This window comes from Spirosoma panaciterrae DSM 21099, assembly GCF_000374025.1.
Lineage (GTDB): Bacteria > Bacteroidota > Bacteroidia > Cytophagales > Spirosomataceae > Spirosoma > Spirosoma panaciterrae.
Window position 1 is genome coordinate 127,371 of sequence record NZ_KB893217.1, and the last position, 13,052, is coordinate 140,422.

At 47.2% G+C, this 13,052-nt stretch carries 10 protein-coding genes; 7 read left to right on the forward strand and 3 right to left on the reverse strand.

Annotated elements, in window-relative coordinates; all coding sequences use genetic code 11:
• Positions 1 to 212 precede the first annotated feature (212 nt).
• Positions 213 to 1,106 carry a hypothetical protein gene (locus B153_RS0128055; RefSeq protein ID WP_020600078.1) on the reverse strand — a complete coding sequence of 298 codons (894 nt, stop codon included), beginning with the start codon at positions 1,104 to 1,106 and terminating at the stop codon, positions 213 to 215.
• A 480-nt stretch (positions 1,107 to 1,586) separates the two neighbouring features.
• Between B153_RS0128055 and B153_RS0128060 the strand changes: the two genes are divergently transcribed.
• The 4 genes from B153_RS0128060 to B153_RS0128075 all read left to right on the forward strand — a co-directional run bounded on the left by B153_RS0128060 (position 1,587) and on the right by B153_RS0128075 (position 7,587).
• Positions 1,587 to 3,599: a tetratricopeptide repeat-containing sensor histidine kinase gene (locus B153_RS0128060; protein WP_157634928.1), complete on the forward strand. Its 2,013-nt coding sequence runs from the start codon at positions 1,587 to 1,589 to the stop codon at positions 3,597 to 3,599.
• A 491-nt stretch (positions 3,600 to 4,090) separates the two neighbouring features.
• Positions 4,091 to 5,962 carry a sensor histidine kinase gene (locus B153_RS36975; RefSeq protein ID WP_157634930.1) on the forward strand — a complete coding sequence of 624 codons (1,872 nt, stop codon included), beginning with the start codon at positions 4,091 to 4,093 and terminating at the stop codon, positions 5,960 to 5,962.
• Positions 5,925 to 6,551, forward strand: a complete 627-nt coding sequence (locus tag B153_RS0128070) for a response regulator (RefSeq protein ID WP_020600081.1) — start codon at positions 5,925 to 5,927, stop codon at positions 6,549 to 6,551. The genes B153_RS36975 and B153_RS0128070 overlap by 38 nt, the downstream gene beginning before the upstream one ends.
• Positions 6,552 to 6,654: 103 nt before the next feature.
• On the forward strand, positions 6,655 to 7,587 hold the full coding sequence (locus tag B153_RS0128075; protein ID WP_020600082.1) for a sugar phosphate isomerase/epimerase family protein: 933 nt from the start codon (positions 6,655 to 6,657) through the stop codon (positions 7,585 to 7,587).
• Between the two features lie 105 nt (positions 7,588 to 7,692).
• Here B153_RS0128075 and folE read toward each other — a convergent pair whose 3' ends face one another.
• Positions 7,693 to 8,451: a GTP cyclohydrolase I FolE gene (folE, locus tag B153_RS0128080; protein ID WP_020600083.1), complete on the reverse strand. Its 759-nt coding sequence runs from the start codon at positions 8,449 to 8,451 to the stop codon at positions 7,693 to 7,695.
• Complete coding sequence (locus B153_RS0128085; RefSeq protein WP_020600084.1) at positions 8,414 to 8,890, reverse strand: 6-pyruvoyl trahydropterin synthase family protein; 477 nt, start codon at positions 8,888 to 8,890, stop codon at positions 8,414 to 8,416. The genes folE and B153_RS0128085 overlap by 38 nt, the downstream gene beginning before the upstream one ends.
• A gap of 286 nt (positions 8,891 to 9,176) precedes the next feature.
• Between B153_RS0128085 and B153_RS0128090 the strand changes: the two genes are divergently transcribed.
• From B153_RS0128090 to B153_RS0128100, 3 genes are all read left to right on the forward strand, one after another.
• The gene (locus tag B153_RS0128090; RefSeq protein ID WP_026262515.1) at positions 9,177 to 10,283 is read left to right on the forward strand and encodes an MBL fold metallo-hydrolase; all 1,107 of its coding nucleotides are present in this window, start codon (positions 9,177 to 9,179) and stop codon (positions 10,281 to 10,283) included.
• A gap of 79 nt (positions 10,284 to 10,362) precedes the next feature.
• The gene (locus tag B153_RS0128095) at positions 10,363 to 11,724 is read left to right on the forward strand and encodes a Gfo/Idh/MocA family protein (protein ID WP_020600086.1); all 1,362 of its coding nucleotides are present in this window, start codon (positions 10,363 to 10,365) and stop codon (positions 11,722 to 11,724) included.
• A 104-nt stretch (positions 11,725 to 11,828) separates the two neighbouring features.
• Positions 11,829 to 13,049 carry a sugar MFS transporter gene (locus B153_RS0128100; protein WP_020600087.1) on the forward strand — a complete coding sequence of 407 codons (1,221 nt, stop codon included), beginning with the start codon at positions 11,829 to 11,831 and terminating at the stop codon, positions 13,047 to 13,049.
• Positions 13,050 to 13,052 lie beyond the last annotated feature (3 nt).

The following is a 13,052-nucleotide window of genomic DNA, read 5'->3' on the forward strand; positions in this document are numbered from 1 at the left end:
CGACGCTAATAGATCTACGTCGTTGGATCGGCAAGCAGAAATCCACAATAAGCATAAAACCAGGCTTGTACGAAGGAGTATCATGAGAAAAGTGTGAACTAAGAAGAAATTACATCTATCCGTATTGTATGTATTCAGAAGTAGAAATGGAATACGAGTATTCGATCTATAACGATTGAAAACGAATGCACGTAGACTAAAATAGACCCGTTTTACTGGCAATTTCCCGATGCCGTTATTTTCAGGCGTTTCCCTTCGAAACTCTCTAAACTGGCCGAAACAGAAATCACTTTCCCATTATAGCTGACAGTACCGGATGTTGAAAAGTACAAGTCCGTTTCATTAAGATACCCTGCCCAGGGAACACCAGATGAGGGATCATAATTACCATTGACAAGATCGACCAGAGACGTATACCCCTGTTTGAGATTAAACAGTACGATCATCTGTGTATCATTGATCAGAATACCATACCCAGTTCCATAGCCGGGGAGTTTTATGTCACAGACGGCCGTTGTATTGTAGTTTTTTCCACCGATGCTTGCGTTGCCCTGACCACGCGCTGGTGGCACTTTCGAGGTAAAGCAAGTAGTATTGTCTATCCGCTTACAGGCTCCATTATACGTTGTAGCCCAGATGGTGAGCTGACTGCCCGAACAGCTCGGAATGTTCACATTATCAGGAATCTTAAAAGGCACGGTAATTACACCACTAGTACCGGATGTGCTTTTGACAGGGATTTTAAAATAATCGCTGGCCCCGTTCACCTGAACATAGATATAGTTTATGTTCCCTACGGCATTTGAATACTTCATAGTCAGGCCCATTTCCAGACCACTAACTCCCGTAATTTCCGGTGTAGTATTTGTAATGACCGGTGTAGTCGATGTTTTGGTTTCGGCTGGAGGAGTACCCGTTTCACGGGTAGCATCCGGAAAGACCATCACTTTTGAAATTTCTTTGGAATCTGTCAGGTCTTTACCAGGCGTAACCCCATCGCCCGACTTCGTGCACCCTTGCCAAACCATGAGCGCTACCAGCACGATACTTAACCGGATTTTGCTTGCCAAGCCAATTGATAAACTAAGCAATCGTTTGCGTTTCATAGTCTGTATGATCAGAATTAAATGGTGCAGATGTAGTCTTTCGATTGGGTTTCCAGCTATTAAATCTGAGACCCTGCCTTTGCATCAGTATAGCGTTTATACTATTCCATGACGTTGAGGAGTGAATAGTCTATATTGAACGGGGCAAAGTTCACCGCCTGATTACCAACAGACAATCCCCCCCGAGGGGGATTTTTTTATCCCTTTACTGCTTATTATTTTGTAGTAACAAATGAATGACAGTACCTTACCACTTCTTCATTGCGTCAGCAGAATGATCAATACTACGATGCTTTCTCTTTAACCGATTCCGTTATGCTTTACTTCAAGTCCCTTTTATTATAACAAGCTTGATTATCCATGGGGTCCGTAAAAGCTTACCTTGCTTTCATAGTATGTTTGGGACTATACCTACCTGTAGAAGCACAGCTCGTTTCGTTACCTTCGTTTACAGTTGATCGGCGGGGCGATTCACAGTACATGGATAGTATATCTCGTCTCGCCAAGCGACGGTACAACAGCTTGACCAATCATCAGCAATCTTCCCACAACGACACCTTACGCTTTGAAACATTGCTCCTTTTAGGGAGGATATATCGATGGTGGCCAGGACGTTACGACAGTGTCTATTACTATGGAAATATCTTAATCCAGCAGGCCCAAAAAAGCCAGAATCTACTTTACCAGGTTAAAGGGACGTTGCTTCATGAAGATTATTACCGAACAGTCAAAAAAGACAATACCCAGGCTCTCCGCATCAATTTTGGCATCCTGGCACTACTCGAAAAGAGAAACCAGGACCCTTTCATTGGCTGGCGAGTTGACCTGAATCTTAGTACATTATATAGTCTGGCTGGCGATTATGATGGAGCCTTACGTTATCTTCAGCAGGCGCAAGCCCGGCTTGCCAAAGGGAGTGGCCTGCCACCTACTCCAACAATCGGCTTCAAGGTCGATATAGAACAAAATATTGGTCTACTATACAACCGTCAAAATAATTTTGCAGAAAGCGAAAAGCATTACTTGGCCGCTGAGGCACTATTAACCAGAGATCAGCCTTTGTCTAATTTCGGGTATGTATATGGCGATCTGGCCGAATTGTACATAAAATATGAATACTATGGTAACGCTCTGATCTATGCCCGAAAAACCGAGCAAATCTGGAGTCAGATTAGTCATAGTTCGCCCACCACCATAATTAATAACTGGTCAGTACTAGCCTGTGCATACGCGGGTCTGCGGCAGGATAGCCTTGCGATGGTTTATGCACAAAAAATTCTTCAGAATAAAAAAATCTTTAAACCCGCTCTTCAACGAGCTTATCAGGCACTATACCAGATTTACGAACATCAGCAAGCCTGGGGTAACAGCTTACTATGCTTTAAGAAATACATTGCCCTGCGCGACACAGCCGTTCAAAACCTGGAAGCCAATAAATTAGCAGCCCTTCAAAAACAGAATGAACTAGACAGGCAAACGCTCCTGCACGAACAAGCCCAAGCCTTACAGGCACAACGTTTATTTACCCTACAAAAACAAGCCGAATTAGATCGATTACGGGCTAAAATACACACTGATGCACTGACGAAAAAAGCATTATTGACTGAACAACAACGGCGTATCGACAACCAGAAAGCACAGTTACTCCTGACTCGTCAGCAAAGTCAGCAAAAACAATTACAGAATCATTTTCAGCAGGAACGTCTGTACCGGGAAACTCAGTTGCAACGCAATCGCCTGTTCTACGTAGGTAGCACTTCCTTATTTCTGATTGGCGTACTGGTATTACTGCTGTATACCCAGCAACTTCGAAAACGCCGGAGCGAAGCCATTCTTCAATTAACTCAAACCCGTGCCGAAGCAAACGTCCGAATCCTGAACGCTCAGGATTCCGAACGACAGCGTATTGCCGCCGATCTGCATGACGACCTGGGCGGTGCCATTGCTACTATCAGCCACCAGCTCTCCCAAAGTCTGCAAACTCAATCGCTGGAAGAACTCCAGCAAAAAGTACAGCGAATTCAGCAGGTGACCACTCAGGCCGGTGCTAAAGTACGGACTATTGCTCATAATCTGATGCCCCCTGATTTTGAGCGAATTGGCCTGGTTGAGAGTGTGCAGGAACTCATTAATTCCCTGAACGATTTCCGCTTCCGGTTTGCTAGTTTTGGAGAGATCCGACGGCTCCCCTCCGATGTAGAATTAAATGCCTATCGGATTCTGTCGGAGTTGATACACAATGTACAGAAACACGCCCAGGCTCAACATGTATTCGTGCAGTTGTTGTTTCACGAAGACCGGCTCAGTCTGGTAGTGGAAGACGATGGCACTGGCAATAGCTTACCTCTGAAGAAGATAAAGAGTCAAGGAATAGGCTTGAAAAATATAGCAGCAAGAGTAAATTACCTTCATGCCCACTGGCAGACCGATGCCAGTGAGCAGGGCACCACAACCCTCATCGAGATTCCCTATACGTTTAACGTAAATCAATAGCTAAAGCACAAGCCATCGACTTTTTCTTCTATGACTCAATACTTCTTTTGTTAAGAATAAATGCTTAAACCTGGAGGGAGGTCTCCGCTTCATCGTTTTCATTTTGAAAGTTGGCGGCCAGAGTTTTCATAGATCTACTAATGGCCAAGGGAAGCTATACTTTCCTTCACAACCTGATGCATGCATACATACTTATTTAATTCCCACAGAAATCATCACCCGTCTATCCCGACCAATCCCCCTCAAGGGGGATTTTTTTATAAATTCCGTTTGATTTGCTTTGTAGAAACTCCTGCCCTATTATTAGGAGGCCTTTCATCGTTTCCACCTGTTCTGGTGCACTCACCTACTGTAGCTGGTTAAACGATTGATATACAGCTCCTGATCAATGAAATCATCAACGCGGATTTTTTATTGTTACAGGCTCATCGGAAATGAATTTGATACGGCTTTCCCATGCCACACTCCAGTATAGACGACTAAGCGGGCTTTTGATAGCTCTCCTTATTACTTCGTCGGTTCATGCGCAACTATCGCTCCCGGATAGCCTGTATACTTTATTGAAAACAACCCGCCAACAATCCCCCTCCGAACAACGGCAGAACAAAATACTGGAGCTATTTTTTGAATTAACCACCCATCGGCAGCCTCAGGATAAGCATATATGGATCGACTCGCTGTACTATGCCTCTCAGCATCCCTACAGTCGATATGGCCAATTATTATGCAGATTGCATCAGGCCGACAGCTTGGCTCAATCCGGATCATTCAAGCAGGGATACAGCCAGTTGTTAACAGTTACTCAGGCCTTAGAACGGCTTCATAAAGTCAATTATGCAGCTATGGGTTATTTACGGATGGGAGCTATTGTAGGGAAAATGCATCAAACCAAACGACATCGCGCTGAGACCATATATTATTATCGTCGTGCTGTAGAACTTACCCGGCAAGGCCAAGAATTGATGCATATGGTCAGGGCGATGAGTTATATAGGCGATTTCTATCTGGAGCAGAAAAATTACAAGGCAGTTATCACATCCCAGCAGGAAGCAGAACAGCTAATTTTAGCGGATAAAGAGGGAAGGGCTGTTCGACAGTATTGGGCTATTTTAGCCAACATGGGAGCTGCTTACCTGGGCCTAAATAAGGAAGCAGAAGCCAATACTTACTTTGCCAAAGCCATGCATTATGTCGGCATAACCCGGGCATCCCAGAAAATTTACTTAGCTCAAGGTATTTATTCTATACTATCGGAGCATTACCGAAAGAAAAAACAATATGCCCTGGCTCATCAGAGCCTACATAAATCTCAACAGTATTTAGATACCCTCAAAGGTACCGTTTCACCAGCCGACGCAGGTAAGCTTCAAACTGATCTGTACCTGGCTCTGTACAATTTACACAAAGAGCAGGCTAACTACCAGCAGGCTTTACGGTACCACGAATTAGCACAGCAACAGCGCAATAAGTGGATAACCGATGAATTAGACAAAGAGTATGAAGTGCTTCAACAACAATATCAAACTGAACAGGAAAAACTAAAAACGATTAGCCTGCAAAAGGCAATATTACAACGCGAAAGCCAACAGGAACAACAGTTTAATCAGTTCCTGTTGGCTTTAATTGTCCTGTTGCTCATAACGATGGGCCTAGTGTATCGCTTCCTAAAAGCAAAGGCGCAATCGCAATTAGCTCTTTCCCAACTAAAACAGCAAACAAACCGACAGGTCCTTGCCGCTCAGGACGCCGAACGACAGCGCATTGCCGCCGATTTACATGACGATCTGGGTGGCGTAATTGCCACGATCAACCATCAGATTACTAAAAGCCTCCAGGCTGACTCCCTTCAGGAGCTACAGCGAAACCTAGCTACTATTAAACCGGTGGCGGCTCAGGCAGGCGACAAAATCCGAAGCATTGCCCACAACCTGATGCCACCCGATTTTGAGCGAATCGGGCTTATCGAAAGTGTACAACAACTGGTGGGTTCACTGAACGATGCCCGATTTCAGCTTGCTGTGTTCGGCGCACCCAGACGCTTGTCTCCCGACTTCGAACTGAATATCTACCGCATCCTGTCCGAACTCATCCATAACGTACAAAAACACGCGCAGGCTAGTCATGTTCAAGTCCAGTTACTGTTCCATACGGATAGCCTAACGCTACTGGTGGAAGATGATGGTATTGGTAACCGATTAGCAAATAATCATCGCGAACAAACCGGAATTGGTTTGAAAAATATATCTTCAAGGGTCAATTATCTCAACGCCCGCTGGCAGACTGATGCATCAGAGCAGGGGACAACCACGCTTGTTGAAATTCCATATGAATTCCTCTCAGGGAAGTATACTCATCGCCGATGATCACCGAATGTTCAACGATGCTGTAGCTGGTATGCTGCGGCCCATTTTCGGATTGGTATGGCAGGTTTTCGACGGTTTCGACCTACAGTATGCCATCCAGACTCACTCGCCTGATCTGCTTTTGCTGGACATCAATTTACCAAATCTGAATGGGCTGGAAGCCGCCCGTACGCTTCGCCTACAAGTGCCCAAGCTGAAAATTATCTTGGTAACCATGTATAACCACTCCCATTTTGTGACCGAAGCCCAAACCCTCGGCCTGGAGGGTTACTTGCTGAAAGACTCCCCCTCTGAAGTACTGATAAACGGAATTCAAACAGTTCTGGACGGAAATCGTTTTTTCGACCCCAAGCTTCAGAAGATGCCCGAATTATCCGATGATTTTGTCAAAAGCTTTCTGCTGACCCGACGCGAAAAAGAGATTATTAAAGGTCTGGTATCGGGAAAAAGTGCCGAGCAGATTGCCAATGAACTATGTATTGCCTATGAAACGGTAAAAAGTCATCGTAAAAACATTTACCTTAAGCTGGGCATCAACAGTATTGTCGAGCTCGTTCGTATAAGCCGTGCTCAGGGCTGGTCTGAATAAACTTCCTCGCCTGCCAAAATAAGTATTTCTATCCTACAGCCTGCTTTTTCAACGCAGAAAGGGGCTCAATATCGCCCAATCAACCTGTAAAACCTATTGCGTGATGACCACTAATCGTCGTTCGTTTTTGAAACAAGCTGCTGGCTCTCTGGCCGGTATGGCTCTGTTGCCCCAGGCTTTTGCTGAAGCCCCTGCCAAAAAGATGTTTTTCGACATTTCGCTGGCCGAGTGGTCGCTCCATAAGGCGCTGTTTAGCAAAAAGATAACCAATCTGGATTTTCCGGCTATTGCTCGTAAAGAGTTCGATATCAGCATCGTAGAGTACGTCAATCAGTTCTTTAAAGATAAAGCGCAGGATAAAACCTACCTCAATGATCTGCTCACGCGCTGTAAAGACAATGGCATTAGCAACCACCTGATCATGATCGACGGCGAAGGCAACCTGGGTGCTACAGATGCCACCGAACGGGACAAGGCCATCGAGAACCACCACAAATGGGTCGAATGTGCCAAGTATCTGGGTTGCAAAACCATCCGGGTCAACGCTGCCGGACAAGGTACGGCCGAAGAGGTTGCTAAAGGAGCGATAGAGAGTCTGAGCAAGCTGGGCGAGTTTGCCAAAACGATGAACATCAACGTCATCGTTGAAAATCACGGTGGTTACTCCTCCAATGGCGAATGGATAGCGAACGTGATGAAGCAGGTGAATATGAAAAATGTGGGTACCTTACCTGACTTCGGGAATTTCTGCATGAAGCACAGCCCAGGTAAAGACTTTTCCTGCATTGAAGAATACGACCGCTACAAGGGTACGCAGGAAATGATGCCGTTTGCCAAAGGAGTATCGGCTAAGTTTTACAACTTCGATGCCAGTGGCAACTGCGTAGAAACGGACTACAACCGCATCATGAAAATCGTGAAAGGCAGCGGGTTCAAAGGCATCGTAGGCATTGAATATGAGGGCAATACACTGGATGAGTACGATGGTATCCGTAAATCCAAAGCCTTGCTGGAGCGCGTAGGACCAATTGTATAAATCTGTAACACGGCAGGAAAGCCAGGAAGCCGACGCCTAAGGGTAGTAGCAGTTGTTGCTTTTACTCCTTAGGCGTCGGCTTCCTGATTTTCCTGCCGTGTTAACTTAGATGCTTACGCTCGGCTGCGATACAATGCGCAACAACTCCTGCCGGGTAGCTTCGTCGGCAAACTTACCGCTATACGATGAAGTAACCGTCGAGCTATTTACATCGCGGACGCCCCGCGTCGACACACAAAGGTGTTTGGCATCAATGATGACGGCCACATCGTCCGTCTTTAATACCCGCTTCAGTTCATCAGCGATCTGAACCGTTAGCCGCTCCTGAACCTGCGGGCGTTTGCAGAAATACTCCACAATCCGGTTTAGCTTCGATAGCCCGATCACTTTACCGCTCGATATATAGGCCACATGTGCTTTACCAATAATCGGTACGAAATGGTGTTCGCAATAGGTCTGAACCGTGATGTCTTTCTCGACCAGCATTTCATTGTACCGAAACTTATTGTCGAATAAAGTCACGTCGGGTTTGTTGGCCGGATTCAGGCCACTAAACACTTCTTTTACATACATTTTGGCCACACGTCGGGGCGATCCTTTCAGACTGTCGTCGGTCAGATCCAGGCCCAGAATGTTCATAATTTCCCGAAAATGCTCTTCAATCAGATCGATTTTAAAGTCATCGTCCAGGGCAAACGCATCGGGTCGCATAGGGGTGTCGATGGCCGCAGCACCGTGTGCATCACCGATTTCATCCACTAATTCGTCGTGCGAATGCCCGTTTAAGCCATGACCATTTTGATGGATGCCCTCTAAAGCTCGGCCATTAGACGGGGTACTCGACGAAGTTCCGTTCAGTTTCATACAATCTGATTTTAAGGTCTAAGCTATCGCTCAGATGGGGACGCAAAATGGTATAAATAACAATGGCAATATTCTCGGCCGATGGATTGAGGTCAGCAAATTCTTCGGTATCGAGGTTAAGATTTTTATGATCGAAACGGCTAATAATGAGTTGATTCATCAGATCACCGAGGTATTTCATGTCGATGACATAGCCTGTTTCGGGATCGATCGGCCCCGTTACCTGCACAATCAGGTCATAGTTATGCCCATGAAAATGCGGATTGTTGCATTTGCCATATACCCGGGCATTTTTCTCGTCCGACCAATTTGGGTTGTTCAGACGATGAGCCGCATTGAAATGTTCTTTCCGGAACACGGCCACCCGGGGAGTATTTTCCCTGTGGATGTCCGTTCGGGGAACCGCCGTTCCAGGAACATCTATGTTGGAAGTTTCCATAAAAGACCAATCGAAAAACTATCAATCAACCTGTCGTTACAAAGTATGTGTACAACACAGGCAGACAGCAGAGCGTGTAGCCAGGACGCTCTTTCGTATGCAGTTGATAACTAATTAACCAGCACCGGGCGATTTTTGTTCAACGTTTATCAATAAAACTTAAACAAAACAAACATCCATCACGCCGTTTCGACAGCATAACATCCGCCCATCCGGTATCGTTCCCGCTCTTCCTTTCCCTTTATCAAAGCGGGAACCTCCACCTGACCATGTCCGTTTTGTCCCCATGAAACGTTTACGAACCACCATGCTAGTCATCACCCTTATTATTCTTGGTTTAGTAGCTTCCACCGTTATATTCATGCAACAAAGCCCGTTTGGCAGCGACCCCGCCGAAGCCCGGCTTGAGCGTATTAAGCACTCCCCCAACTACCGCGACGGCGCTTTTCAGAATCTGGAGTTGACCCCTACCCTGCGCGAGGGAGCCTCATACATGGCTGTGATGTGGGAAAATCTGAACAAGCCCAAAGACAATGTTCCTCCTCGCCCAATACCCACCGTCAAAACCGATTTAAAAGCGCTTACCGACGAGAAACCAACGATTGTCTGGTTCGGCCATTCGTCGTATCTGATCAAATCAAAAGGAGTTAGCATACTGGTCGATCCGGTATTTAGTGGGAATGCATCGCCTGTGTCTTTTTTTGGCAAATCGTACCCAGGCTCCGATGCTTATCACGTTGAGGACATGCCCCCCATTGATTATCTGATTCTTACCCACGACCACTACGACCACCTGGATTACCCAACCATCAGCCAATTGATTCCGAAGGTAAAAAAAATCTATACGGCCCTGGGTGTGGGGGCTCACCTCGAACGCTGGGGTGCGAAGCCTGATCAAATCGTTGAATTCGACTGGTGGGAACAGCAGTCCGTTACACCTGATATTGAACTTACGGCTACGCCAGCCCGTCATTTTTCGGGCCGGAGTTTCGCACGCGGTAAAACGCTGTGGACGAGTTTTGTGCTCAAGCTACACGGGTATACGTTATTTGTGGGCGGAGATTCCGGGTATGGAAAACACTTTCAGGAAATAGGCGATAAATTCGGCCCCTTCGACCTGGCGATCCTGGAGTGTGGGCAATATGGGCGCGACTGGCCGAATATTCATATGTTTCCCGAAGAAGTCGTGACAGCCGCTCAGGATTTGCGTGCCCGTACCATTCTGCCGGTTCACTGGGCCAAGTTTTCGCTGGCCATGCATGCCTGGAATGAACCGATTCAGCGGCTTCTTAAAAAATCGGAGCAACAGGGAATGGATGTGACCACACCGCACATTGGCGAACCCGTGGTTCTGAATGCCTCTTATCCACGAATCGTTTGGTGGAATTTCTGATTCGGCAGACGTTGCGTATGTTTTTTTAGACTAAAACGGCTTTCTTTGAGTCGTTAACCGACATTTGCAACCCTTTCGCATGCAGAACCCTACCAGACGCCAATTTATCCGAACCGCTACCATCACCGGAACGGCCGCGTCCGTTTTTCCGACCATTCTTACCGGAGCCAAACCTGCCGACACCCGAGTTCGGCTAGCCTTTATTGGCGTTGGCGCCCGAGGACGTAGCCACGTAGCCCAGGCTTTGTTTCGTGATGATGTAGATATAACAGCCATCTGCGACCCCGATCCAGAAGCCATCACCCGTACCAAAGCGATGATCGCTAAAGCCGGGAAGAAAGAACCTGCCGTTTATAACAAGGGCGACGAGGCCTTCCGGGATATGCTGAAACGTGACGACATCGACGGTGTCGTGATTGCTACGCCTTGGGAATGGCACGTGCCTATGGCTGTTGCCACCATGAAAGCAGGCAAGTATGCGGGCGTGGAAGTATCGGCAACGGTCACGCTAAAAGAATCCTGGGATTTGGTCGATACATTCGAAAAAACGGGTTCGCCATGCATGATTCTGGAGAATGTTTGCTACCGACGCGATGTACTATCTGTACTGAATATGATTCGGCAGGGTATGTTTGGGGAGATGCTTTACGCTCACTGTGGCTATCAGCACGACCTGCGAAACATAAAATTCAACGATGGCAAATCCATTGGCGGTGTTGGGGCAGAGTTTGGCGCTAAAGGCTATTCCGAAGCGCACTGGCGTACGCAACATTCGGTGGATCGGAACGGAGACCTCTACCCTACACATGGGCTTGGTCCGGTAGCGCACTGGCTGAATATAAACCGGGGCAATCAGTTCGTCCGTCTGACTTCCATGGCAACAAAAAGCCGGGGGTTACACAAATACGTTGTCGACAAAGGAGGGGCTAATCACCCAAACGCGAAAGTTAATTTCAAACTGGGCGATGTGGTGACGACGATGGTTCAATGCGCCAACGGAGAGAACATCGTAATCATTCACGATACTAACTCCCCCCGCCCCTACTCACTGGGTTTCCGGGCGCAGGGTACGCAGGGCATCTGGATGGACGACAACGACATGATTTATCTGGAAGGCGTCAGCCCCAAACCTCATACGTGGGAGCCTTTCGCGGCTTATCAGGAAAAATACGATCACCCGCTCTGGAAACGGCACGCACAGACGGCCGAAAACGCAGGTCACGGGGGTATCGACTTTTTTGTACTCAGGGCGTTCATTGAATCGGTCAAAGCAAAAACCCCACCGCCCATCGACGTATATGATGCCGCCGTTTGGAGTGCGATCAGTCCCTTATCGGAACAGAGTATTGCGGGCGGCAGTAAGTCCGTCGAAATACCGGATTTCACACGAGGGAAATGGAAAACGAACAAGCCGATCTTTGGCTTGACGGATAATTTCTGACCTCAGGATTCAGATAGGGTTGAAAAGATTGGCAGGATTTTGTTAACATTGGAATCCATTTCACAAAAACAAAATCCTGCAATCTTTAAAACCTTTTAGAAATCTTGGTTCAGGCACCTTCTAAAACCCAGAATTACACGGGCCCTCTGCTTATTATTGGGGCTCTTTTCTTCGTTTTTGGCTTCGTAACGTGGGTCAACAGCGTATTGATTGCTTTTTTTAAGCAGGCGTTCAGCCTCACATCGTTTCAATCGACACTGGTAGCATTTGCCTTTTTTATTTCATACACTGTGATGGCCATTCCGTCGTCGGCAGTACTGAAACGTACGGGTTTTAAAAACGGAATGTCGCTGGGCTTATTGGTAATGGCCGTCGGCACGCTGATCTTCGTTCCGGCCGCCAAATCGGTCTCCTATCCTTTATTTCTTATTGGTTTATTCATCATCGGTATCGGTCTGACGGTTCTGCAAACAGCGTCGAATCCGTATGCAACCATCCTTGGCCCTCGCGAGAGCGCTGCTCAACGAATTAGTTTTCTTGGAATAGCCAACAAACTGGCTGGTATCTGTAGCCAGTTTATTTTTGGAGGTTTGCTCTTATCAGGCGCCAATGAAGTTGTGGGAGCTGCTTCGCTCGAAAAAGTAGTAACCCCTTATATGGTTCTAACCGGTGTTCTGGTTGTATTGGCTGGCCTGATTCGATTTTCTAATCTACCCGAAGTATCGGAAGAGCAGGACGACGCCCCTGCCGACAAAACTGCCATTCATGACAGTGTCTGGGCGTTCCCCAACCTAGTACTGGGGGTTCTGGCGTTGTTCTGCTATGTAGGTGCAGAGGTTTTAACAGGTGACCTGATCATCAGCTACGGACATGCCATTGGTTTTAGTAACGACGAAGCGAAACATTTCACAACGTATACACTGATTGGGTTGCTGGTAGGGTATCTGCTGGGCATCATTGCTATTCCCCGCTGGATTTCCCAGCAGAACGCCCTGCGCTATGGTATGATCCTGGCCCTGCTTTTGACCGTTGGGGCTCTGGTAACCGATGGGTTTACCTCCGTACTCTGTATAGCGCTGATGGGCTTTGCGATTGCCCCAACCTGGCCGGCTATCTGGCCACTGGCCCTGAACCGACTGGGTAAATTCACCAAACTCGGCTCGGCCTTACTCATCATGGCGATTGCGGGTGGGGCCTTGTTGCCGCTGTTACATGGCTACCTGACCGATGCCATCAGCCCTAAAATGGCCTATGCGTTACTATTACCACTTTTCGGCTATATTCTCTATTACGCCACACTAGGGTATAAGAAAACGAGCTGGTAATGT